Below are 24,778 nucleotides of genomic sequence, written 5' to 3'. Positions count from 1 at the left end.
ATGGCTATGACGAAGACGCTTCGCATCGAACAGTTTTCCGGCATTCGTTCCGGATCTTGGTCGGCCGCAAAAGCTTGCCGCCTCGCTTTCCAACTTGGGATTGCCCTGCTGGTCGCGGTTCTGCTGCAACCGTCTGTAGGATACGCCGACGATGTTGCGGCTGCTGCCGCGGTGAATGTGCTGAAGCCAGGTGACATCGCGGCGTCCGGCTTTGCCGGTGTGAAGCTCCAAGGCCAAGGACTGCGTCCGGGCCTGGATCCGCTCACCAAGACGGTGATCGACCCCGAGGGCACCACGCTGCGCATCTATGACGGGGCTCGCACCACCGAGCCTCTGGCCGGTCAGCAATTGGACATGCCGCTGCGCAAGGAATTCAAGGCCGGGGAAATCGGCCACGTCTTCGCACTGGTTTTCGACCAGTTTCCCGCGGATGAGCGCGGTACGCCCGGCCTCTATGCGGCCGCGACATCAGCCTTCGGTCTCTACATTGTCGGTCCCGATAGTGATGGCGATGGGCAACCCGACCGGCTGATGAGAGGCGCTCCTGGTGCCCGCTTCATGGACGGATTGTTCGGCAAGGCGCCAGGCGGCGGTGCCGGAGCGATCTGGAAGATCGACAGCGTCACGGGCGCGGCGAGATTGTATGCGGAGCTCGGCAGTAACGGGTTGGCAAACAGTGGCCCCGGCATAGGTGGTCTTGCCTTCGATCCCATCAGCCGTTCGCTCTACGCCTCAGACCTCGATACCGGCATCATTCATCAGCTGAAAGGCGCAAGCATCGGCGAAGATGTCGCCCAGTTCGATCACGGGATGCAAGGTGAGCCGCAGGCCGGCAGGGAAAGCGTGGCGGACGACGGAAAGCGGCTCGATATCGCGTCTCCCGATTTCGATACGACCAACCCGGCGACCTGGGGTTTTACGCAAAGCGCCCGCCGCATCGATGCGATGGCGGTTCACGACAGGCGGCTCTACTACGCAGTAGCCAAGGGGCCGGAGATTTGGTCCGTGGGCCTCGCCGATGACGGCTCGTTCCTGCAGGACGCGCGCATTGAGGTCGGTGTCGATGAGCAAGGTACGATCGCGACGATCGCCTTCGACAATCAAGGCGGCATGATCCTTGCGATCCGCGGTGCCACGCAAAGCACCGGTGACTATGGCGCATTTGTCGCCAATGGCCCAGCCGATGTCATTCGCTATGAACCTCAGCGGCCGGACGATGCGCAGGCAGCGTCGGCCTGGCAACTCGATACTCTCACTTATCCGGTCGGACAATCGCAGGAGCGGCGCGATGGCAGTGGCGGGCTCGCATTGCAATATGCCTACCGACAGGACGGCAGTCTCGATCCCGCATCGTGCGGGGCGACATTGGTGGCTTCGGGCGATCTCCTCAATCGGCAAAAGACAGTTCACGGACTGCAGATCGGCGAGGCAAGCCGATTCCAGAAGGCCGCGGGCGCGGATATTCCAACTGCCTTCGTCGCCCTCGACCCCAGCCAGGACGATGCCGAGGCGCGTGGCCATGCCGGTGGCGTGGCCGTCCTCTCGCAGTGCGGAGAGCCCGGCGGCTTCCCACCTCTGGCTTCCGGGGGAGCGCAGTTTCCCGGCGTGGCGGGCGGCGGACAGCCCGGTTTTCCGGGCGTCGCCACTGGCGGCGGAGGAACTGGCTTTCCGGGCGTGGCCAAGGGTGACGGCGGAAAACCCACTTTTCCGCCCATTGACAAAGGCGGTGATCAGACCGGGAAGCTAACCTTGGTCAAGACCGCCGCGGTTGCGAAATGCTCGCCCAAGGGTGGCTGCGCCTTCGACATAGAAATCCACAATAGCGGGGCGGAGGTATTTGGCCCGATCGTCGTCAACGAGATGATCGAAGCGCCGCAGGCCGCACTCACGGGTCAACCCAGTGCTCCCTGGCAGTGCAGCAACGTAGCGCCTTTTACCTGTACGCATCCGGGTCCGGTGCCTGCCAACGGCAAGCTCGACATGCACGTGGTCTTCGCACCCAACACGCCGGCGGATGTCAAGGAGGTCAAGAACTGCGTCGCCATCGACCACCAAGCGCCGCCGGAGGTCCAAAACGAGCAGAAGCCGGAAGCGAAAAAGCAGCAGGTCGCGCTGCCGCCGCCGACCGCCAGTGATGCGGGAGGCCTGGTCGTGCAGGCCTCGGGCGTGCCGGCCCAATGCTCGCCGAAGGCCGGGACCTGCGAGTTCGAGGTCAAGGTCACCAACAAAAGTCCGAACCCCGTCACGGGACCTTTCAGGGTCATACAGACCTTGGCGGTCGGAACGCAAAGCCAGGCGAAAAATTCGCCGCAGAGCATGACCCTGCCGGCGGGGCTGCAATGCCAGCCCGATGGCAGGGAACTCGATTGCCAACAGCCGGAACTCACTCTGCCGCCGGGCGAAAGCCGCACCGTGCGGGTTGCCTTTTCCATCGATACGACCGAGGGCGGCGCTGCGGATTTCGTGCAGACCAAGGCCGCCGTCACCTTCGGACCGCTGGCGGGCGAGGCGACGGCTGCGATTGCCTTCGACGAGCCGCTGAACAACAAGTTGCCCGAGCCTGACGCACCTCAGGCGGATCGGAACCAGCCGGGCCTGCCGCAAGCAGGACAGGACCAGCCGCAGGCTCCGGCTTGCGCCTCAATTCCACTCGATCCGAATGCGCCGATGCAGACCGGCCCCGTGGTCATCACGAAGAAAGGCCCGGCGAGTTGTCCGCTTGTCGGCCCCTGCACCTTCGAGATCACGCTGACCAACATTACCGACGTGGCGGTGCCTGGTCCCATTCCGTTCACGGATATGCCAAATGTCGCGGGAGCAAAGCTTCCCGACGCACCGCTACCTGACCTGTTTGCTTGTGAGAAGGGTGGACCGCCCTTCAATTGCACCTTCGGCAATGCCGCCAGCGGGCTTGGCCCGCACGAGACGAAAACCCTAACCCTGACCCTGGACCTCGATCTGCCCGACGGCACCACCAGCCTGAAGAATTGCGCCGTGAGACCCGCGGCGGCGGTCCCGCCGGCCGTGCCTCAGAAAAAGGCCATGCTGTTGAAGCCTTCGGCTAGAAATCCGCTGATGAGCTTTGCGAGCTTCCGCCCGGAACCTTTTGCAAGGGGAGCCGGTCTGCTGCATTTGATCGACAATCCTGGCGGCAACATTGGCGGCGTCAATGGCGTCGCGCAGGACTGTACGCAATGGGGCGTCAAGAATGGCGGGTTCGTCATCCGCCAAAGCAACGGCCTGGAGATCCGCTTCGGCCAGATGGCGGTCGATGCAAACGGCGTCGTCACTGGCGGGCGGGTGTCCTATTTTCCGAAGGATGGCGGCGCGGCCATTTCCGGCACGGTCACCGGCACTCTGTCCGGAAACAAGTTCGTTCTGGACGTGAAGTGGAAGGTGGCAAGTGGCGACACCGGCCACTACGAAGGCACCATCGGCGCCGACGGCAAGGTCGCGGGCAATCATGTCAACAAGGCCGGCGTTCGCGATACCTTCGTCAACCAGGGGGACTGGTTTGTCTGCAAAAGCAGCAAATTCTGCGAGGGCTATGCCGACGGAGCGCTTCAGTCGGCAGCCGCACTCGCCAACCAGGGCTGTGCGCCGACAGGCCCACAGGGGCGCTGGTCGAGCGACAGGCAGGCGCATATCGATTTCTGCATGGCGCGCGCCAGCACCGCCGATCCCGCGTTCGAGGCGGAAAACAAGGCGCGCGCCGACGGGCTCGCCCAATGCGCGGCCGGAAACAAAAACAAGGAGGCCTGTTCCGGCTTCGCCAGGGACGTGATGGCGCTGAACGACCAGATGAAGGCGATCAGCTGCAAGGACGCCGTTCCGGCCCTGACGGTTGAGAACGCAACAAACATCTGCCTTCAGAAGCCGGGGGCCAATCAGGCTGTCAAGCAGGACATGCAAAAGAAGCTCGATGCCTGCAAGGCGCAACTCGCCAACAAGGGCAATCCCGATCCCGGCGCGGGCGGCGGCGGTGGCAACAAGCCAGGCGATCAGGCCGGCAATCAGCCGCCGGAGCCTGCGCCCGAGCAATGCGCCATCGTTGCGATCAAGGATCCGGACGGCGGTGGCGGCAAGGTCATTCCGAAACCCGGACAGCCGCAGACTTCGAACGCAGGGCCTCTGAGCCTGGTGAAAACATTCAGCAACGAGCCCTGCGTCGACAACCGGTGCAAGTTCAATATCACCGTCACCAACACGAGCGATGCCGAGGTCAAAGGGCAGTTCATGTTCAGGGATGATGTGACGGGCGATGGAGGGCTCTTCGGCAGCGCGACCGTCTCGGCCACGGCCGATCACAAATTCGAGTGCGCAAAGCAGCGACAGGGTTTCGCTTGCTCTAGCCCTCTGATTGCGCTCGCGGCAAAGGATTCCATCAACATCACACTTTTTGCCGACCTCGGCAAAGGCATCGGCGCTATCAAGGAGATGAAGAACTGCGCCACGCTTGAGGGAGCGCAAACGTCCTCCTGTGCGACCGCACCGCTGCAGGCGCCGGCTCCGGTCCAGCACAACAACCTTGCGCTGGCGAACAATCCGGCGGTGGGGCAGTGCTCGGACATAGGCGGCGGCTGTGCCTTCGTCACATCGCTTAACAACCCCGCTGATGCGCCGGCGTTCGACGGACCTGTTTCCTTCACCGTTCATCTTTCGCAGCCGGACGGCAGCGCCTTCCCCAACATCACGATGGAAGGCGGAGGCGAAGCGTCGGGCAATGATCCTGCTGGCGTACTCGGCTCGATCACCTGCAAGAAGGACGGCAACGACGTCACCTGCACCTCGATGAAATCGATCAAGGTTCCACCGGGCAAGAGCATCGCGGTGCCGATGACGTTCAAGCCCGGCAATGGAACGATGGCCACCGCCATCAAGAGCTGCGCCTCCTTCGCCGGCGGCGAGAACCAATGCGCCACCATTCCGCTCGTCAGAGGCCCGCTGCTGCAGGCGCAGAAATTCACGGCGGCGCAAACCTGCGTGCCGAGTTGTGCCTTCGCGATCGTGCTGAAGAATGTCGGCAACGATGCCGCTCCTGGGCCCTTCGTCATCGAGGAGGATTTCAAGCCACTCAATGCCGATACCACCATCGAAACCATCGACGGCGACTTCCAGTGCTTCCGCACCGCCAAGCCCTCGCTCGCCTGCATCTCGAACGCGAAGGCCTCGCTGGAACCAGGCCAATCGCTCGGCGGTAGGGTGTTGATCAAGACTGGGACGGTTTCCCCGAGTTACACAAACTGTATCGACTACAACCCCGCCGCCAACGGCAATCCCAGCCCGTTCGACAGGGAGGCCCGCAGTCGCTGTGTCACGATCAAGGAAGCTAATCCGTTCCGTCCAAAGATGTCGCTGTTCGTGGCGGTGGCGGATCTCAAATGCACCATAAACGGCCCTTGCAAATACGACGTCATCGTCACCAATGACGGCCCGCAATACACCGGACCGATCGAGTTCATCGACGAAGTTCCCGAAAGCGGCGCAGGGGGGAAGCCGCAGTCTCAGCCGGCTGGGCTAGAGATGGCGGCTGATCCGGACTGGGATTGTCAGAAACTTGATGTGCGCCACCTGAAGTGCACCTTCAAGAAACAAGCGATCGGCTTCGGTGGTGCGAACGTCTCGGTCCCGATTTGGGTGACTCCGGGGCCAGGCTGGAAGAAGAACGCCACCGTCCAGAACTGCGCGACCCTTAAGGTGGCCGACGGCACGATCGGCGACGGCTTGCGCCGCTGCGCCCAGTACACGCTCGATCCCTTCAACGTCAAGGTCACCAAGACCGGCGACCAGTCCTGTGCGCTTGGCGGGGATTGCAATTTCACCATCAGGCTGTTCAATCCGGGGCCGATCGACCACAATGCACCGGTCACAATCTCGGACAAGCTGTCAGGGCTATCCTCGGCGCAGATCGTTTCGATCACGCCCCCGCTGCCATGCGCGGCACAGCCGACGCAGATTCCCTTCTCCTGCACGTCGCTGGGACCCGTCCGCCTCGACCTCGACGCACCCGAAGGCAGTCCGTTCGGCCCGCGCAACTTCAAGATGGTGGTGCGCCTGCCTGGCGATGCGTCGTCGAAGCAGTTTTCGAATTGCGCCGATGTTTCCGACGGGTCAGGTGCGCAAGGCGCGCAGTCCTGCGTGACCGTGGCGGCATTGCCGCCTGTATCGACCTGCCAGGCCGGCATGATCCCGACCAATGGAATCTGCGCATGTCCTCCTGGTACGAAATGGAACGGAAAGACATGCAGCGGCGAGGGAAGCGGCGGCTTCAACACCAGCATGCAACCGGCGCCCGAGCCTGCGCCGGTTCTGGTGACGCCTCCAGCGGCCTGCAAATTCGGCATGGTGCTCGCCAGCAGCGGTCTGTGTGCCTGCCCGCCCAATAGCAGTTGGACCGGCAAGGCATGCGCGGCTGGACCCGGAAGCGGCGGCTTCAACACCAGCATGCAGCCGGCGCCCGAGCCTGCTCCGGTCCTGGTGACGCCTTCAGCGGCCTGCAAATTCGGCATGGTGCTGGCCGGCAACGGTCTGTGCGCCTGCCCGCCCAATAGCAATTGGACCGGCAAGGCATGCGCGACGGGACCCGGAAGCGGCGGCTTCAACACGAGTATGCAGCCGGCACCCGAAGAGATCAAAGTCTGTCCCGCCGCCCGGCCGGTCGGGACCTACCCCAACTGTTGCCCGCAAGGCACCGAATACAGAAACGGCAAGTGTCGCAATGCGCAAGCCGCGCCCGTCGAAGTGAAATGCGGCGGCGGCCTGGTGAAGGATGCGCGAACCGGAAAATGTGTCGCTTGCCCGCGCGGGACGCATACGGAAGGTAAGGCTTGTGTGCCGGACAAGGTCAGGCAACAGAAGCAGGCGCCCGCCATCTGTCCGGCCGACCGGCCGGTGGGCGCCTACCCCAATTGCTGTCCACAGGGCACGGAATACCGCAACGGCAAATGCCGCTTGCCGAGGTCGGCTCAGGAGCGGGCCTGCCCCGCCAGCCGCCCGATCGGGACGTATCCGAACTGCTGCCCCGAAGGCACCCAGTTCAGGAATGGCGCGTGCCGCAGGCTTCGCGAGCAACCGCAGGAGGAGCAATCGTGTCCACCGAACCGGCCGAACGGCACTTATCCGAACTGCTGCCCCGAGGGCACTCAGTTCAGGGATGGCGCGTGCCGCAGGCTCCGCGAGCAACCACAGGAGGGGCAGTCCTGTCCGTCGAACCGTCCGAACGGCACCTATCCGAATTGCTGTCCGCCCGGTTACGAATTCAACGGTCACAGATGCCGTAAGCCTTACGATCAGCAGCCTGGTGGAGGCGGCACAAGCAACCCGGCGCCGGCGCAGCAGCATGATTGTCCGCCCGGCTACAGGGTTCTGAGCAAGCCAAACAAATACGGTGCTTATTGCGAGGTGGTCCCGGTCGAGCAGCCGCAGCCACAACCTCAACCTCAGCGGCCGGCTCCGCCGCAATGCACGGGCGACAAGGTGCTCGGATCGAACGGTCGCTGCGTATGCCCGAGCGGCACGAAGGAGGGTGCGGATGGTCAATGCATCGTTCGTGTCAACTGAAAGGGGCAAAGCTGCTGCCGGGAGGTTGCGTCGATGAGAAGCCCGGCTTTCGCGCGACTGGCTGGCATGGTGGTCGCGGCCTTCATGTCATTCGTTCAGGCGCCAATGTCCCAGGCAGCCCAGTGCGGGGAGGGCGCTTGCTCGTTACAGGCAAGGGAAGGCGACGTCGGCAACCTGCATGGTGCTGCTTCGCTGCAAAGGTTGGCACAGATCGGACTGGATTTGTCCATCGGTTGCCCGCGCGGCTTCCTCTGGGATGGCGAGGACTGCGTACTGCGGCTGAAAAACCGAACGGACAGGGCCGAATGTCCCGACGGCATGCGTTGGGACGGTGAGGACTGCGTAAGGGACCGGAAAGCCCGCAAGCGCGGCAGTGGCGGATGTGTCTTTGGCTATCACTGGAACGGCGAGGAATGCGTTCCCGACAGGCAGGGCAAGAAAAAGAACAGGATCTGCCACGAGGGGACGGAGTTCGCCAACGGCAAATGCCGAAAGAGCGAATTTCCTCCGGTGGAGGGAGAGGGGGGCGCAGGGGACGACGGCTTCTCCTGCTCGCACAACGATCACCTCGAGAACGGCCGCTGCGTACCGTGCAAGGAAGGTTTCCATGTCGAAGGAGATGAATGTGTCGCCGATTAGGATCGCTGCAAGGCTTTGGCTGGTGGTGCTGGGCATCATGCTCTCGCCCTTGCTTGCCCAGGCACAAGACGCCGACGGCTGCAAGGACAATCCGCTGCTGGGCCGCTTCCAGGGCTCGACCATCGCCTATTGCAAGGCGAAGGATTTCGACGAGCTGGTGTTCCTGCGCGCCCCGCATGACTATGGCGCGCTGCTCGAACGCAACGCCACCAAGGACAGGTCCGGGGCCGAGTGGCTCAAGCAGCAAGGGAAGGCGAGCGAGATACGCTACGAACTCGCGCCTGGCACATCGTCCCTGGAGGTGGAGACCAACTACGAGGCGAACTTCAAGGACAAGGGCTTTGCGATCGTCTTTTCCTGTGCCGACCAGGCGTGCTTGGCCGGAAACCTGCGCGATCTCTATCTGCTGGGCGAACAACTCGATCCGACCAATGGCGTATCGACAGCCTATGCCGATCACGCGCGCTACGTTCTGGCCAGGCTAGATCGGCCGGAAGGCACCGTCTATGCCAGCGTCATGAGCGGCGAGGACAAGGACAGGACGGTCGCTTTCCTGCGGATTGCGGAAGCCAAGGGTATGGAACCCGGCAAGATCGCAATGCCGGCCGACACATCCAACCTTTCGGCTTCGCTGGAAGCGCAAGGCAGCGCCAATCTCTACGGCATCCTCTTCGATACCGACCAGGACACGGTGAAGCCGGAATCGAAACTCGCCCTCGATGCCATTGCCAAGGTTCTGGCCGAGAAACCTTCGTTGCGCCTCAAGATCGTCGGCCACACCGACAATACCGGTTCCGCCGATCACAATCTGGACCTCTCCACCCGCCGTGCCGCAAACGTTTCGGCCGCGCTCGTGGGCGGTTACGGTGTGGATGCGGCCCGGCTGTCGTTCGAGGGAGCGGGTTTGTCTCGCCCGATCGAATCCAACGATACCGAGGAAGGCCGGGCCAAGAACCGCCGGGTTGAGCTGGTCGCGCAATAGCGAGGGCAGGGGAGACGATCTCGACAAGCAACGGGCTGCAACACGTGGAATGAAAGGCAAACCAATGCGACGGTTCCTTACGACAACCTTCTGGTGTCTTGCCGCTTCATCCGCGCTCGCGGAACCGGCAAGGATAGAATGCCAGGGAGAAACCATCATCATACCCGGCTGGGACACCGGCACGATGAACGTGACTTATGACGGCGGCGCAAGCGGCACGCTTACCGTCAAGGGGCCGCATACGGATTTCAATGTGCCGGCGTCTTCCCACACATATGAAAAGCCAGATCCGCCCGTCGTCATAGATGGCGCGGGCGACATCAAGACCATCATGCCCGATCTCAAGGCGATCGACATTTGCGTGGCCGGCCGGATGAAGTCTAATCCGGACCCCAGCCTATACTCGATGTTTGCGATGAGCTGCATGGAGAAAGGCCCGGCCAGCGCGGCTCCAGTGCCGGTCCATGCCACCGCCACCATCACATTCCTGCGCAATGATGGTTCAGGGGCGCTGGAGCCCTTCGTTTCGATGAAGCTGGTCTATCTCGACAAGCTGCCTTCGCAAACCGACAATTTGTCCATCGAGTTCATGACCAGGGACTGCAAATCAATTCCGTGAGGATTCTCCGGTTCGAATGATAGGGCATTTCCATACGTCCATGATGACCCTGCGGGCGATCCTGCAGCTTTGTCTCATTGCCGGAGTGTAAAGTGATGTGGGATTTCTCCATCGGCAGGTCCGTGGCGATCATGTTCAGGACTTGGCCGTTCATCCTTTTCCGCATGGTCGTCTATTTTGCCATGACGCTGGCTTATGTCGCCGCGACCGGAACAGGCGCCGGCGTCGGCTGGGGCGTCGGCCACATCTTCGCCGATGGCGGGCCGGAAGGAGCTGCTTTCTTTGGCGGCATCGCCGGCTTCGCCTTGGTTTCCATCGTCGTCTACTGGCTGCGCGAATACATCCTCTATGTGCTGAAGGCCGGCCATATCGCCGTCATGGTGCATCTGATCGACGGTCGCGATGTGCCGGGCGGGCAGGGGCAGATCGCCTACGCGAAAGCGGTCGTCACGCAGCGCTTCGCCGAAGCCAATATCCTCTTCGTCGTCGACCAACTGGTGAAGGGCGCGATCCGCGCCGTCACCGGCCTGCTCGGCGGCATCGCTGCCTTCCTGCCCATTCCGGGACTGGACGGGTTGGTGCGCTTCGCCAATACGGTCATCCGTATTTCGCTGACCTATGTCGACGAGATTATCCTCGGCTACAATATTCGCATCGAATCCTCCTCGCCCTTCGAGACCGCTCGGCAGGGCGTCGTGCTTTACGCCCAGAACGGCGCGAAGATGGTCAAGAACGCTGTGTGGCTGGCGCTGATCCTGTGGGGTACCACCTTCGTCATCTTCCTGCTCATGCTGGCGCCGGCGGGCGCGGTCGTCTACTTCCTGCCAGGTCATTTAAGCGGCTGGGGCTTCGTGCTGGCCATCGTCTTCGCCTGGGCGCTGAAGGCCGCTTTCGTGGAGCCCTTCGCCATCGCCTCGCTGATGCAGGTCTATTTCAAGACAATCGAGGGCCAGACGCCCGATCCCGAATGGGACTACAGGCTCTCAGAGGCGTCGCGTCAGTTCCGCCAACTCAAGGAGAAGGCGGTGTCGTCTTTTGGCGAGAGGCCAGCGCCGCAGCCCAGTATATGAGAGGGACGGGATGTGCCCGCTCCCCCCATCTCATATCCGGCGGGCACGAGAAGACTAGGGCGTTCCTCGGCTCATGCAATAGAGCGCCCACGGCCCGCGAGGTCACCAGCGGATCATATGCGGCACGGCTGCTTTCTGACGAACTCTTCTGAACGCGGACATTCCGTTTTCGGCAACGCATTACGCACCTGATCAATGGTGATCCAGCAGAAGACCGGTCGGCCCGTCCAGTTCGAGATCATCGGAGACACGCGGACAAGTCTGCTTGCTTGGCTCGAACGCCGTAGTGGTAGTACCGACGATTACGCGTTCCCAAGCCGAGTTGAGCGCGAAGGGCATCTAAGCACGCGACGGTACGCGCGATTAGTCGATGAATGGGTTCGAGCGATTGGACTGCGCCCCGACGAATACGGAACGCATTTGCTCCGTCGTACCAAGGCTGCCCCGATCTACAAGGCGACCGGTAACCTCCGAGCTATCCAGATATTGCTTGGACACACCAAGATCGAAAACACAGTTCGATATCTTGGGTAGATATCGATGACGCGTTGACTCTGGCCGAGACGACGGAGATCTGAGACGGACTGCCCCGCTAGAGATGGAGGGGCAGTATTCAGCAACGCGCCCCCATAGCAGTCGTTGGAAGCCCCCGTCGCCACGAAATGAAAGCAGACATCGAGATGGAGGGCGCGGTTTGCTAACTGGCCCGTAGGAGTTCAGCGGCAAGCGTGCGCTCGATCCAGATCGCGTACGCCGTTGTCGTCCAACCTTGCTCTGCCACGAGCAGTTGCCAGACGGTCGGGTGATTGAGAGCCCATAGCGCATCCGCCGCTTCGCGAACTGTTACACCGGACCGAAGAGCATCCAACGCTGAGAGTTGCTTGACGAATTCTTCGGCAACATCGTGTAGTTTTGTGTCGATCTCATTCCACAACGCGCGCACGTCATTGTCGGCCGTCGCGCTGCGGATCACCTCGATGAGCCGCGCAGATCGGCTTTTTACCGACACCGAATGCTCGACCATCAACCGAAGTTTCTGTCGCGGATCGCCATCCTTCAGTACCTGCTTGTACCAAGTGCGTTCAAGCACGGGAACGTTTGCCTCTCCGGGAGCGAGGCGGTTCGCCCATACTGCGCGCAGCAGATCCGCCTTGCTGCCAAAAACGAGATAGACGGTCTTGGTAGCCACATTCGCTTCGTTCGCAATCGCCTGCATCGACGCAGCCACATAGCCATCCCGTTCGAAGAGCCGCCTGGCTGCTTCCAAAATTACACGCCTGGTAGCCTCGGCGGCATCCTGTCGTCGGGCAGATGAATAGGAACGTACGGACTTGACAGTTTCGGTCATTTCGCTACAATGGTACTCACATTAATTCACCGTCAGTGTCATGATAACACAGGAGGCTTCTTCATGACTACGACACTCAAAATCGACATTCAGGTTCGCGACTACGATCTCTGGAGGCACGCATTCTCACAAGACCAGGCCGGCCGAGCGGCCCATGGCATGCGTCGCTATCGCATCTTTCGCCCGGTCGATGACGACAAGCGTGTGCTATTGGACGCCGACTTCGACGAGTCTGCGTCGGCGCAGGGATTCCTCGATGTCTTGCGCTCCAAGGTGTGGCCCGATCCTGAGAAAGCCCCAGCAAAGATCGGTCAGCCAACGGCCGTGGTCGCTCGGCTCGTCGAGACACACGAATACTAGGCGGACGCAGTCTGCACCGACGCCGATGCTAGCCTGTTGGCATTTGTGTCTGTTGTGATCGCTCGGCGCTGTGCGGGCGACGGGCATGGGGCCGTGTATGGACGGCCCTCCGGTTCTTCGAGTGTTGCTTGGCTGGTTGGTGCGGCCATGTATCCGGCCTGTAGGCGCGGCCCTCATGCGCCGCAGGCCGCAATGCCATTCGCGCGTCTCGGGGGCCTATGGTGAAAGCAAGCCTGACGAGGTCTTGGGTTTGGCCGCCTGCTCAATGATTTCAAACCCCAAGGCGCGGGGGTATCGCCCCAGGGCGGCAGACCCGTCTGGGCGCGCCGTTTAATTAGCCACATTATCAGCCTCGTCAGGCCTCCTCCGCCATGGGGAAACCATCCGCCATCATTCGGTCACGGTGTCTCCATGGCGGTGGACGACTCTCCACTCACCGTCTTCCCGGCGATAGACCTGGGTGACACGCAATGTGTATGTGCGAGGCTTGCCGTCGACCGAGACGGACGTGCGCTCCAGTCCAGCCGTGTAGGCCATGTCGCCGATCACGTCGTACGCCTGCAGCTCGAAGACGAAGGACGTGCAGTTCGAGAAGCTCTTTCCCAGATAGACAAAAAGGTCTTCGACCTCGGCCAGACCGTTTGCGTTGCGCCACGCGCCGAGAACGCTGACCGGCTCACGATGAGACCAGAGCGCGCGGCGTGGTGCCGGGTCGCCATTGTGGAGGGCAAGCTCGGCTTGGTACAGCGGGGTCTTCACCCAAGCCAGGAAATCTTCACGGTCCTTCATCTTCCTGGTGTCCTCCCAGTCCGGCGCCTTGTCACAATCCCGGTGGATTGAATTTCGAAGCTCTTGGGCGGTCAGCATGATCGAGCTGCATTCAGGCGCTCATGGATTTCGAACCTTGAGGGCCCTTATCCTGCTTGTCAAACGGCTCGAATATTGACCCTGAAGGTGGTGAGCTGATCCGCTCCGGCGGAACTGGTCGGAGTTGCGCAGCCGGGGCGAGTGGCGTCCGTCTGCAAGGCAATGGACGCTTGTTGGATAGACACCGAGCCAACCACGCCGCTCCGTCGTTACGAGGCCGGCCTTCCGGCCCTGCGGAATGGCAGTTAATCACCACACGTGATCGAAAATCGACAGACAGTTTCCGGCCCCAAACAGGACACATGGCGCTAGAGGCCGACCGTTTGCATCTGGTGTCAAGCAAGATGACAAGTTATTCGTCCTGGCTCTTCAAGTCGGCGCCTATGCCGACCTGCCGAGGTGCGTTGTTCAAGGTGGGCAGACCTTCACCCTGCTTGGAGAGAGCTTCTTCCAAGTCGGGCGCCCGATACGGCTTCTCGGCCGGCGGATTGAGTGCCAGGTCACTTGGCGGACCATCGCGCGAGAACCGAGTGTAAAGATCCGCTCCGGTTGCAGGTTTTTTCATGGGCGGCGACACCTTCTGCAAGGTTGTATTGTGACGTCGTCCAAGTCAGGGCGCAAGCAGCAGGGTGATGGGTGACCGAAGCAGTTGCGTTTTGTCCAATTATGCTGCTGAGCGGCGGGCAGCGCGGGCGTGTCGCGGAAATGCCGTGAGGACGGAAGCTTCGCCTGGTCGTGCCGATGGCGTGACCATTTCCATGAATGTCAGGCAAAGTTTGCCCTGGTTGGCACCGTGCTTGGGTGGCGCCGCAAATCCACGCGAACATTTCTTTGAAAAGGTATCGATTGGTCAGCCGTTTAAGGTCGCCAAGCCATGGTCGCGCCAAGAATTACTCATGACCTCCGATCTTCACAATAGAATGATGGTAATCATTGACGAGGAATTTCATCAATAAAAGCAAGAAAGTTGAAAGTTACATCAATAGACGAGAATACAGATGTTTATAGCGTTTACAATTTCTACGTTTACTATGTCTTTAAGTATTACGTGTTTTGACCAACTGCGTACTTGTTGGCATAATGAATTGCTATCGAGGATTTTCTTTCCGCAATTCCTCAGATGCAATCTGAAACGCCATCCAAGGAGTTTTCCATGGCAAAGCATACCCCTGCGAACGACCTTGCCGACGCAACGCCGCTTCCCGCAAGCTTCCACATCGAGGTACCCTCGCGTGGAAGAAAGAACGCGCGCGCGGCAATCGTCCCGCCCTCCATCGTAGCGTCGGGAGCGGGCGAAGCTCCCGATTATTCCGGTCTCGGAATCCCCGCCGAGGCCGTTCCCGCTCTGGAAGCGGCCCGCGTGCGGTTGGCCGCTCTTGGCCGGCTCGAGACATCGCATGTCTATGAATACGGCGCGGTCATCCATGAGGTGCGGGAAGCGGCGCCTGATCAGGCAACCTTTGCCAAGTGGGCCAAGAAGATTCTCAACCTTTCACGCCGCGGCGCGGAGAACTACGTCGCGGTTCACCGTGTTCTGGGCCCGTATCGGTCGCGTGTCGAGAGTCTGTGCATAAAGCCGAGCACACTGTATTTGATGGCAAGCGCCCGGCCGGATCGCATCGACGATCTGCTGTCACAGCAGGAGGCAGGCCGGAAGTTCGCTGTGAAAGAGGTCAAGGCGATCCTTCGCGAAGGCAGCGAGCCGGAGGCGGAAAAGCGGGCCGTTTCAAGAGGCGGTGTCGCAGGCCTGAAAGCGCAGATCGCCGAGAAAACCACCTGTGGGATCGCCGCGATGATGGATACGGCCGTCAATGTCCTTAGGGCAATCCACATTGCACTCGAACCGCATCGGCGGGGCAAGAAAGTACCCAAAGATGTCACTATGCGGCCGCTCATTCATCCCGCGCGCCTGCTGCAGAAGCAGTTGGAGTCATTGATCTGGCTGGCGCGGCCTGCAGGTGATGGCGATCAGGAGGTGGATGTGGAGCCGCTCAGCCATGATGATGACTGGTACAAGCTTTGGGAGATGCTCGAGAAACTCGGTGACTACGAGGGATGGCCGCTGGCTGCCGATATCGGAACTTGGCTCTCCGATACGGTAGTGCCGCAGCTCGAGTGGCTGGTCGGCGATCGGGCAGAGAAGGCCGCTGCCGTCATCGCTGAGATGGCAAAGGCGGCCATCGCCAAGCGCACCAAGTCGGAGAAAAAATCGCGCACAAGGGTAGCTGTCGCCAAAGCGGATCGGGGGGCTAAGGCAACAAAGCAAAACAGCTTGGAGGTCCTGTCGGCGGCTGTGGACGCCATCAACATCCGCCCAGACGTTGATGTGCATTTGACGACGAATAGCGGTGTCTCGCAGATTGCGGTGCCAGCGCCGCGATAATCACCGCCGATGCTCGCTGATACTGTTCAAGTTCGATCGGCCTGGTTCTCTCCGGGCCGATCCGTCTCCTTGGTCCGGACACTATCGAGGCTTCCATGACAAACCGGTCGTGCCCCACGACCAAGTATGCCATCCGCACATCTGGCCCGCGAGAGCCCAATCTTAACTCTACGATCGCAATTTTTTTCAGGCCTGCATTTTAAGGGCTCAGATCTCCCGCGGATCCTGCCAGGATGATTCTGCTTCGGCCAAATCAGCCGGACAAGACGGCCCTCGACGGTGTTAGCGCACCATCGAAGGCCTGACCCAGATCCCTTGGAAAGGAAGAGCAGGGCTATGAAGACCTCTATCTCAGCATACATGATCGGCAAAGCCTCCGAGCATTTTGGCGGCACCGTCGACATCGACTCGATTTTGTTCAGTGAGGCGGTTGCACCGGTCAGCCTGGGCGGACTCCTTGGTTCCACCGGTGCAAGATCGCGCGATCACTATGAGTGCCTGATCATCCCGGTCAGCTCCTGGTAGCGCCATCGGGCGACGGCCCGCTTTTGCACCTCAGGCAAAGTTTGCCTGAGGTTGGGGCTCTGACATTAGGCCGCATCGATAGGTCTGAATTGCCTACCGCGCGCGGCGTCAGCGCCAACACCCACCATTCTTGTTCCAGCTGTACCCGTGGCTCCGCCGCGGGCGGGAGATTTCTTGCCTATGTACGAGCCCCATCCCAACAATCCGGTGCCGCGCCCCGATCCAGCGTTTACGTCGCCAGTCAGTGATCCCACCGGCACAGTCGCGAGCCCATCGTCCCGTGATCGACGTGTGATCCGACAAGCACTGCACGGTCTTGGTAAACAGTCGCTTCCGCATACTGGAGACGTTGGCGCGGCCTCTGCTCAGAACTCTCCGGGACGGAGGGTCAGCTCTATCCAAACGGTGCTTGAACTGCTCGGCCATAGCCCGGAATGCACTCGGCTAGCCCGGGCCGGGCTAATGACGTCATGCCACTGCCGCCTTAAAGCTGCCGACGATCCGGCTGTGATCGTTGGCCTTGCTGTTCACTTTGCCCGTTCGGCGCTCACGCATAGCGTGTCGCTGCCGGTCTCGGTCTGCGACCGCCTTACTAAGGCTGTCGAGGCAGGCGATCCGGCATGCCGCTCAGTCGCTGAGTGGCTTGGCGACCTCGGGCTGCTGGATCCGAAGCCACAGTTGTCGGCGGAGGAGGGCGGCCGATGATGGAGGCGCGTCTCGCCAGATATTTTGTCCGGCGGATCGGACGCCGGGCGGCCAGTGAAGCTGTCCACGACGCGGTTGCCAGCGGGATTCTGCGCATGCTCCCGGAAGATCAGGCAGACCGTGGGTCTTGCGCCGGGCCGCGCGGTTTTGCTGTCGGGCCGCTGGTATCGGGGAAATCAGCGGAAGACGCGCTGTGGATGATCCGTCGCAGCAGCGCCGCCGGGCGCGTAAGGCGCAGCGATGACAGCGACGATTTTTTCCGCACCACCTCGGTGAAGATGCGCACCGAGGGAACCCGGGGCGGCGACGGGACCTCGCAGGCCGATGCCGATGGTAAGATCAGCCCTCGGCTTGTGCACCAGGTGCGTGCGCTGGTTGACGCCGTTCGAGCTTCAGCCATGCCTTTGCGGGCCGGCGATGTCGCAGCCGCACTTCTGATCGCGCAGGCTGCAGGCAGGAATGATCTGCCGCCAGCGGAGATCGCGGCAGTCCTTTCGACGCTTTCGCCTATTGTCGCGGTCACGGCCGAAGTCGAAGGCTTCGAGGAGATCTTCCTGGGCCTGGTCGCGGGCGGTGCGATCGTGCCTGGACGGGTTGCTGTTTGTGAGGGTAGTGAGCTCTCGCGATCCGGGTCGCTTCGCTTCTCGCGGGCCAAAGATCCAAGATGGCATGCAATCGTCTTCAAAGCGTCGGAACTCGATGACGACGGCGACTGGCGGGATCGCCAACTCGGGTTCGCGGCCGAAAGCGGTTATCCGGTCATCGGTATCTCTGAGCGTGGACGGGTAATCCCCGAGGTTCTGCGACGGATCGCTGTTGTTAGACTCGATTGCGGGCCGCTGACACCTGCCATCGTGATGAACACGCTCCTGGCAGTTCTGGGCTCGAGCCATGATGGTCATCTTGTTCCCGAACATACTGCGGCGCTTTCGCTTTCGGATCTCGCGCTTGCCATCCGTCCGGGCCAGTCGCCGGCCCGTGCTTTCGAACTGCTTGGTGAACTTGGACGCCGACGCTTCCGGGTGAAGCAGGAAGCGGGCGGGGAAGGGAGTACTGGGCACTCTATCGCGGGGGGCATTGTGAAGCGCAAGCCAGGCCGCGACTCTGGCAGCGGCACCGATGTCATCCAGCCCTGCGTGCCGGGCGGCACGACATCGGATCAGTTCATTCCACGCATCGAAACGCTCGCCGGATATGGCGAAGCGGTCGATTGGGCTTTGTCGCTCAAAGAGGACCTGGAGCTGTGGCGGGCTGGCGAACTCGCCTGGCAAGAGATGAGTACGAGGATCTTGCTGTCGGGATCACCAGGCACTGGCAAGACGATGTTTGCCCGCGCCTTGTGCAACAGCCTTCAGGTGCCGCTGGTTGCAACATCGGTGGCGACATGGCTGGAGCCGGGATACCTAGGTGATGTGCTGAGGCGCATGAGCGCAACTTTTGCCGAAGCGGAACCAATGAAGCCGAGGATTGTCTTCATTGACGAGATCGACGGGATCGGTAGCCGCGAACGGAGAGGCGAGTGGGACCAGTACTGGACATCAGTCGTCAACAGAGGTCTCGAACTGCTTGATGGCGCCGTCAAAACTCCGGGCGTCATCGTCGTCGCGGCAACTAACAACCCGCAGGTGATCGACCCGGCGCTGCTGCGGTCAGGTCGGCTCGAGAGGCACATCAACATCCCGCCGCCCGACATCGCGGCCCTGGCCGGCATCCTGCGCCATCATCTTGGTGACGATCTCGAAGCCATCGTCGCAAGCGCTGCAGAGTGAGCAAACGGGCACGATTCTAGCCATGATCAAGGTGAGTGCCTCGCGGCACAAAGCTGCACCTGCTGATTCCACCCAAGAAAAAGCGACAACCGACTGAATCAAGCACGACGCCCACTCAACAGGAGCGCCCCTGACACATGTTGATGTTCGACCCACAGACCGGCCGCTATGACCCTCGTTTCGAACGCGAGGCCGACCGCCTGGTCACCCTTGCTGCTGATATGGAGAAAATCCGCAATGGCGCCGATCCCAAGGAACTGGCTGCCGGAGCGCCCATCCTCGATCATTGGGTCGTTGCCGAGCACTCGGTTCCCTATCTGGCCGGCCTGTCGTCCGGTCACCCCATCCTGACCGGCACCGGCAGACTGATTGCAACATCCGATCTTGTGCTTGTGGCTCACGACCAGTCCTGGGCCCGGACACGCTCGCGCTTTTATCGCCTCGGTCGGCCAAGCGGAGTTGCAGCCAATTCCTAGGGGTAGGGGACCAACGGGAAATGAAAAGAGGGGTGAAGGGAGAAGGTGCAAAGGGTTATGGAGAAGAGATTGCCGACGCATATGATTGATGGTGACAGTCAGGCTGTCCTGCACACCCTCGCACGTCAGGCGAGTGGGCTAACCGGTGCCGATGTCGAGCGGATCGTGCGTGAAGCGCGCCAGAACGCCCGCCGCGAACGTCGCCGACTGAGCTTCGGCGATCTGCAGGCGAGGCTTGCTGCTACCAAACCTGTCCGGCCCGAGAGCCTGCGACGGCGAATGGCAATCCACGAAGCCGGCCATGTCGTTGCGCATATGGCGCTCGGCACCGCCCGGATCGACACAGTCACAATCGATGGTCCCCATGGTGGGCATGTCGAAGGCGAGACCTACAGTCTCGTCGCCCAGACAGAGGCGGGCATCAACGCCCAGATCGTCACGAAGCTGGCCGGTCGTGCCGCAGAAGAAGAGCTTCTGGGAAGCGTGTCGGCCGGAGCCGGCGGTTCACCGCGAAGCGACCTCAGCCTTGCCACCGACCTAGCATTGGCGATGGAAACGACGTTGGGTTTCTCGAAGCAGATGCCACTGCTCCACAGGCAGACCAAGGCAAAGTTTGCCCAACTGGTAGACGGGACGGAACTCGCCATCCGCGTCAACGACCGGCTCGAATATGCCTATCGCCAGGCGCGCGAGCTCATCCGGTGCCATCGTCCATCGGTCCAGATGATCGCCGACGCGCTCCTGACTGTTGGTACGCTCGATGGCGATGAGCTTGCGGCACTGATGTCCGATAGCGGCAACGAAAATGCCGAGTCTTGAATCGGTGGTGCCGAAAACGCCGTTTGACGAAGTAATGGGGGGAGAACCAACAAGGCCATGTAAACGCCGTTTGCCGCAGCGATACCGTGCCCAGGAAGGTGCGGCCGAATAACAGGCCATGCAGCCGCGCCTTCGTCAAAGTCGAAATCGGATTGCCGGACGACAACAATACCAGGCCCGACAACGAAGCGACGAAGGGGGGCCTCTTGGTCAGTCCCCGGATCCATCGCCAGTGGCGTCGACTTCGTGCCGCCTCAGATGCGGCTTCGGGAAGAAATCCCAGCCATCCTCATAGCGCTCGAGCAGGCCGTCCCAAGCGGCGCGCGTTGCCTCGGCCTTGAAACCTTGGTCGATGAGTTGTCGCGACACCTCCGCGATCACTCTGCTCAGCAGCCGGTCGTTGCCGCGCCGCAGCGCCGTCACGATCATGTAGCGCAGCATGGCCCTCGCGATATCGTCACGATCGGGAGCCCGCTCCACCCTGCGTTTTTCTCGGTATTCGCGCTGATAAATCCGCTGCTTCTCCAGTCTCTCGTCTCTCCGCGCCATCGTCATCCTCCTCATCATGGTGCAGGACAATGGTGGCGTCTGGCCATGCAAGCGACAAACGCCGTTTGCCATGTAACGACGTTCTCGAATGCTGAATCGCTTGCTGAGACTTCTGAATCGCTGTGCGAAAGATCAGAATCCGAATAGCGCAAATTTTTCTGATTTGTTTTGCGTTGCCAGCAACTTGGCTCGACATGCTGCGCGATCAAATGCGTGTGCCGACGAGCTGTCACCCGTTGCGAAGTCATTGATCCCGGTCTTGCAAGGCGAAATGCATGCCGAAGGCTGCCGACCAGGAGCTGGACAAACTCCGTTTGCATCTGCCCAAACGACGCGTCCGCCAAACACCTGCAGGTGCCAGATGGAATTGGGGACAACACTCGTTGGGCTGGGTCCACGGGCCAGATCGCGGATTGAGCTGCCGACAAACCACTACCTTTTGACCATAGGGCACGTCGTCTGGCGGCGCTCTATCCCGCAATCATTTCTTGTGAGCGCTCTTCTTAGGCCGCGTTCCGCGCTTGTCGCCAAACCGATCGCCGCTCTTCTTTCCAGCCCAAGGCGGCGGGAGCTTCTGCTCCACCCAGGGAAGTAATTGGATTGGTTGCGGCTCCAGATGTCCGGTAATCACCGGGTAGCGCGAAATGATGAGCCGCAGCAGCGCCAAACCCGTTGGGTTGGTGTACCGCGTTGCCGTCTCCGTCTCGCCCAGTCGCCCGGAAAGATCTTCGATGACGCCTTCGGAAACGCCCGCATTCTTCAGCGTATCGGCAAACCCATGGCGCAGGGCATGAATGGGTCTCTCCCACAGGACGCCCGGGAGGCAACGCTGCGCTACCGGAACGAAATCCTTGTAGAAGCGATCCCCCGGATCGTTACGCTTGAGATAGGGCGAGTGCAGTTCGGGGAAGAGCCGCGTGTGACCAAGTTCCTTGAGCCGTTGCACATACTCAATGAATTTCAGGCGCAACAGTTCGTCCGGCACGGGCAGCAACCGATGTGACTGCGCGTTCTTGATGCGCCGCACTGCGTTCGCTTTGATCTGGATCGCCCAGTGCCCGTCCCTCTCAACGATCTCGTCCACTAGCAGGCCCGTAAATTCGTTTCGGCGCGGCCCGAGATAGGAGTAGAGCATCGGCAGGAAATACAACGAGCCATGGAAGACAAGGTCTCCCGGAACGTCAGGCTTTTCTGCGCGCTCCCGTCCCTTGAAGATCGGCATATCGAAGACTGGCCGTACGTCGTCGGGACCAGGCTTCACCTGCTGAAGCCTGACCTCGCCCTTTGGCGGCTTCCTCGGACGCAGCCCTTCGAACGTCCATTCAGGCACCATAAAGTGTGACGATCGCAGGTGCTTCAGGAAATGGTCCAAGTTTCCTAGGTGTCGGCGGATCGTCGCTGGCTTCAGTCCGAGCCTGATCGTCCTGCCGTCCTTTTCAGCATCGTCGGCTACTCTACGACTTTCCTCGCGAAGCTGATGGGGAGACAGCCTGCGGAGGCGCGGGCTGCGACCATAGTTGGGAAGTATGTGATTGAAATGCTGGCGAAGGGCGGCGACGTGTTCCTGGGTAATCTCGCCGGAATGCGTCACGCCGTGTTCTTCGAGGATGCCGCGGAAAATGCCGACGAGGACCCGGACGTCTGAGGCGGTGTCCTCTTCCCATTGGTCCTGATTGTTGGCGACAAGCTTCTCCACCTGCTCGTCGAAGCCGGAGAGCGGCAGGTCCTTGCGCGCCTTGGTCTTGCTGGAAGCTACGGCCAGAGCGGGAGCTGGCTTCGATGGTTCGACCGGATCGCTTGCAGTTGCGGCTGATGTCGGCGGAATCGAAGGTGTGACCTGCCGAACAGCAGCAACTGGCACTACGGCCGCTTCCTCAGGGTCGGCGTTCCATAGCAACCTGGGCTTCGCAGGCGGAGCGACGGGGATGGCGTCTATCGGTGCTCGCTCTGGCTCCTGCGCGCCTCCCGACAGTTTCGGCTTCCTCGGATCGACGGCGGATGCCAGCAGCGCGTCGGCCCGTGCGCGATACATCTCTTCGCTCGCGGCGTCGCGGTTGAGGGCGGTGTCGTCGAGACCGACCTGGCCCATGCGGTGAAGAACGTCACGCAGGAAAGGGCTTCTCGTGCGGCCTTCGCGATCGGACAGTGCGCCCTGTCGCTCCGATCGATATGTCGATGCGATGAAGGGAATGTCGCCTGGTTCCGCGCCGGCTTCGAGCAGTGCTGCATGGACTTCGCTGCCGTCATCGAAGGAAAGCTCCACCGTCGTGCCGTAGGCGTGCAGCAGGCGGTAGGCCCATCCGACCTGGCGGTCGGCTTCCCGATGCTCTGGATCGCGGAGCGTGCCCCTGCGCCTGGCAGAACGGTCGAGCGCCTCGATCTCGTCGCGCATGGCATCGATCTCAAGCGCAAAGATTTTGGTCAGCTGGTCCTTCGTCGCCATTCTCGCCATCGGCATCAGTTCGAGCTGCAACAGCAGGGCGTTGAGCCGCCGCGCCACCACGGACGCCTTCTTACGGTCGGAGAGCCTAAGGCTCAGTGAAAGTCTGCCGTTACCTGTCGCCGACGCGAATCTGACGGGAATGCGGGCCCGCCAGTAGAAGAGTCGGCCCCTGAGAACGAGGTTTTCGATCTGAAGTCTGCGCAGTCCCATCGGCCCGTGCTCCGCTCGTCCTGGCCGGATGGACACCAGCTCTGGACATCAGTTGTGGACACCACTTGTGGAAGGCCGATTCGACGTGAAACGATGACCAACCGAACGGCCATGGATCCCGCGGATTTCAAAGCTTCTGGGAGGCGAGTTGGCTGGGGAACCTGGATTCGAACCAGGACTAACGGAGTCAGAGTCCGTGGGTCTACCGTTAACCTATTCCCCAATAAGCATTTTTGTTCAATGCTTTGGCCAGAGCGGTGAAAGAGAATTCTTGCTCTTTCGCGAGCGGTTCGGTGTGCCGCTGCCCGTTTCTGCGCTGCCTTGTAGCCGCGCTTCCAAAATAGTCAAGCCTCGACTGCGTTTCAATTTGCCGCGCGGCCGAACTGCGAACGCTCGAACACCAGAACCACGATCAGCGCCAGGATGAGCGGGATGATCAGGTAGAACATCCGGAACACCAGAAGTGCCGCGATCACGCCGGCCTGGTCCATATGCTGCAGGCCCGCCAGGAAGACGACCTCGAACACGCCGAGCCCGCCGGGCGCATGCGATATCTGCGCCAGCGAAAAGGCGACGAGGAAGATACCGAAAACCACGAGATAGCCTGGGTTGTTTTCCACGGGCAGGGCGAAATAGAGGATCGCGCCGGCCGATAGGATCTCGATCGGCCCGATGATGAACTGGCGGGCGACGATCGGCAGCCGCGGGTAGTGGATTTCGAAGGAACCGATCTTGAGCGGCTTCAAATGCAGCCAGCTGCCGAAGGCGTAGGCGGCGACGATGAGAATCATCACGACGCCGGCGCCCGCCGACAGCCCCCCATAGCCAAACTCGGTGAAGGAGCGGATGTCGGAAAATCGCTCGAACAGGTCCGGGATCAGAATGAGCACGATGCCGCCCAAAAGGATCGAGGACAGAACGAAGGTGATCCAGCAGACCGCCACCAGAACGCCGACGTCTTGTCCGGAAAGCCCTTTCGTCCCGTAGGCACGATAGCGGATGACTGCTCCGGAAAAGACCGAACCGCCGATGTTGTGCGACAGCGCGTAGGTGGTGAAGGAACACAGCGTCACGAACAGCCACGATACGCGCTTGCGAAGATGCAGCAGCGCGATGTGATCATAGCCGGCAAGCGCTGCGTAGGCGACGATCGAACTCAGCGCGGCGAGCAGCCAGTGGTTCCAGCGAATGGTGGCGAGACTTGTCCACACATCGTCGAGAGAAATGCCGCGCAGTTCCTTGAACAGGACCCACAGCGAGAAGGCGACGGCGGCCAGACCGACGGCAGGCCAGAAAAAACGTTTCACATTCATGCAGCTACGGCCATCAGCAACCCCAATTCATCACGATTCGATGCCCCGCGCAGGTTCGGTCGAGTGGCTATCCCGCCCGAATTGACCCGCTGGACCCAGAAATGCCCGATCGAAGCCGGCTATTCAACAGTTGTGGCGCGT

At 61.2% G+C, this 24,778-nt stretch carries 19 protein-coding genes, 1 tRNA gene and 1 pseudogene; 13 read left to right on the top strand and 8 right to left on the bottom strand.

The annotated features are described in order from the left end of the window. Positions 1-6 precede the first annotated feature (6 nt). The 6 genes and pseudogenes from FZF13_RS23655 to FZF13_RS23630 all read left to right on the top strand — a co-directional run bounded on the left by FZF13_RS23655 (position 7) and on the right by FZF13_RS23630 (position 11,448). Positions 7-7,560 (top strand): hypothetical protein, encoded by a 7,554-nt coding sequence (locus tag FZF13_RS23655; protein ID WP_024923977.1) that lies wholly within the window; start codon positions 7-9, stop codon positions 7,558-7,560. 33 nt (positions 7,561-7,593) lie between these two features. Further along, the gene (locus FZF13_RS23650) at positions 7,594-8,199 is read left to right on the top strand and encodes a hypothetical protein (protein ID WP_139116485.1); all 606 of its coding nucleotides are present in this window, start codon (positions 7,594-7,596) and stop codon (positions 8,197-8,199) included. Then, positions 8,168-9,181 carry an OmpA family protein gene (locus tag FZF13_RS23645; RefSeq protein ID WP_024927297.1) on the top strand — a complete coding sequence of 338 codons (1,014 nt, stop codon included), beginning with the start codon at positions 8,168-8,170 and terminating at the stop codon, positions 9,179-9,181. Before FZF13_RS23650 ends, FZF13_RS23645 begins: the two co-directional genes overlap by 32 nt. Continuing rightward, positions 9,162-9,800 (top strand): hypothetical protein, encoded by a 639-nt coding sequence (locus tag FZF13_RS23640; RefSeq protein WP_139116484.1) that lies wholly within the window; start codon positions 9,162-9,164, stop codon positions 9,798-9,800. Before FZF13_RS23645 ends, FZF13_RS23640 begins: the two co-directional genes overlap by 20 nt. Positions 9,801-9,895: 95 nt before the next feature. Beyond that, a complete protein-coding gene (locus FZF13_RS23635) occupies positions 9,896-10,870 on the top strand; it encodes a hypothetical protein (protein ID WP_024923981.1) in 975 nt (324 codons plus the stop codon). A gap of 117 nt (positions 10,871-10,987) precedes the next feature. Next, a pseudogene (locus FZF13_RS23630) lies at positions 10,988-11,448 on the top strand (tyrosine-type recombinase/integrase). A gap of 119 nt (positions 11,449-11,567) precedes the next feature. Here FZF13_RS23630 and FZF13_RS23625 read toward each other — a convergent pair. Then, a complete protein-coding gene (locus FZF13_RS23625) occupies positions 11,568-12,218 on the bottom strand; it encodes a TetR/AcrR family transcriptional regulator (RefSeq protein WP_024923982.1) in 651 nt (216 codons plus the stop codon). 63 nt (positions 12,219-12,281) lie between these two features. On the opposite strand from FZF13_RS23625, the gene FZF13_RS23620 reads away from it, so the two are divergent. Further along, entirely contained in the window at positions 12,282-12,578 is a 297-nt protein-coding gene (locus FZF13_RS23620) for a hypothetical protein (protein ID WP_024923983.1), read from the top strand. 390 nt (positions 12,579-12,968) lie between these two features. Here FZF13_RS23620 and FZF13_RS23615 read toward each other — a convergent pair whose 3' ends face one another. Further along, positions 12,969-13,445, bottom strand: coding sequence for a nuclear transport factor 2 family protein (locus tag FZF13_RS23615; protein WP_244431311.1), 477 nt, complete (start codon positions 13,443-13,445; stop codon positions 12,969-12,971). A 352-nt stretch (positions 13,446-13,797) separates the two neighbouring features. Beyond that, positions 13,798-14,010, bottom strand: a complete 213-nt coding sequence (locus FZF13_RS23610) for a hypothetical protein (RefSeq protein WP_024923985.1) — start codon at positions 14,008-14,010, stop codon at positions 13,798-13,800. A 145-nt stretch (positions 14,011-14,155) separates the two neighbouring features. On the opposite strand from FZF13_RS23610, the gene FZF13_RS23605 reads away from it, so the two are divergent. From FZF13_RS23605 to FZF13_RS23585, 5 genes are all read left to right on the top strand, one after another. Beyond that, positions 14,156-14,401, top strand: coding sequence for a hypothetical protein (locus tag FZF13_RS23605; RefSeq protein WP_139116483.1), 246 nt, complete (start codon positions 14,156-14,158; stop codon positions 14,399-14,401). 197 nt (positions 14,402-14,598) lie between these two features. Then, on the top strand, positions 14,599-15,828 hold the full coding sequence (locus tag FZF13_RS23600) for a hypothetical protein (RefSeq protein WP_024927296.1): 1,230 nt from the start codon (positions 14,599-14,601) through the stop codon (positions 15,826-15,828). A gap of 336 nt (positions 15,829-16,164) precedes the next feature. Further along, complete coding sequence (locus FZF13_RS23595; RefSeq protein ID WP_024923987.1) at positions 16,165-16,353, top strand: hypothetical protein; 189 nt, start codon at positions 16,165-16,167, stop codon at positions 16,351-16,353. 701 nt (positions 16,354-17,054) lie between these two features. Next, positions 17,055-18,827: an AAA family ATPase gene (locus FZF13_RS23590; RefSeq protein ID WP_024923988.1), complete on the top strand. Its 1,773-nt coding sequence runs from the start codon at positions 17,055-17,057 to the stop codon at positions 18,825-18,827. Positions 18,828-18,964: 137 nt separating this feature from the next. Then, the gene (locus tag FZF13_RS23585) at positions 18,965-19,303 is read left to right on the top strand and encodes a DUF6634 family protein (RefSeq protein ID WP_024923989.1); all 339 of its coding nucleotides are present in this window, start codon (positions 18,965-18,967) and stop codon (positions 19,301-19,303) included. Positions 19,304-19,441: 138 nt separating this feature from the next. Here the strand turns inward: FZF13_RS23585 and FZF13_RS29365 are convergent, their stop codons facing one another. Next, entirely contained in the window at positions 19,442-19,618 is a 177-nt protein-coding gene (locus FZF13_RS29365; RefSeq protein WP_244440146.1) for a hypothetical protein, read from the bottom strand. On the opposite strand from FZF13_RS29365, the gene FZF13_RS23580 reads away from it, so the two are divergent. Next, a complete protein-coding gene (locus tag FZF13_RS23580) occupies positions 19,619-20,122 on the top strand; it encodes an ATP-dependent metallopeptidase FtsH/Yme1/Tma family protein (RefSeq protein ID WP_051504899.1) in 504 nt (167 codons plus the stop codon). A gap of 210 nt (positions 20,123-20,332) precedes the next feature. Here FZF13_RS23580 and FZF13_RS23575 read toward each other — a convergent pair whose 3' ends face one another. The 4 genes from FZF13_RS23575 to FZF13_RS23560 form a co-directional block, all read right to left on the bottom strand. Then, the gene (locus tag FZF13_RS23575) at positions 20,333-20,677 is read right to left on the bottom strand and encodes a hypothetical protein (protein ID WP_139116482.1); all 345 of its coding nucleotides are present in this window, start codon (positions 20,675-20,677) and stop codon (positions 20,333-20,335) included. Between the two features lie 475 nt (positions 20,678-21,152). Further along, positions 21,153-23,324 (bottom strand): DUF6538 domain-containing protein, encoded by a 2,172-nt coding sequence (locus tag FZF13_RS29180; protein WP_024923992.1) that lies wholly within the window; start codon positions 23,322-23,324, stop codon positions 21,153-21,155. A 149-nt stretch (positions 23,325-23,473) separates the two neighbouring features. Continuing rightward, positions 23,474-23,547: transfer RNA gene (locus tag FZF13_RS23565), tRNA-Gln, on the bottom strand. 139 nt (positions 23,548-23,686) lie between these two features. Further along, on the bottom strand, positions 23,687-24,637 hold the full coding sequence (locus FZF13_RS23560; RefSeq protein ID WP_024923993.1) for a lysylphosphatidylglycerol synthase domain-containing protein: 951 nt from the start codon (positions 24,635-24,637) through the stop codon (positions 23,687-23,689). Positions 24,638-24,778 lie beyond the last annotated feature (141 nt).

The organism is Mesorhizobium terrae, assembly GCF_008727715.1.
GTDB classification, from domain to species: domain Bacteria; phylum Pseudomonadota; class Alphaproteobacteria; order Rhizobiales; family Rhizobiaceae; genus Mesorhizobium; species Mesorhizobium terrae.
This window is presented reverse-complemented; position numbering and strand designations above follow the sequence as displayed.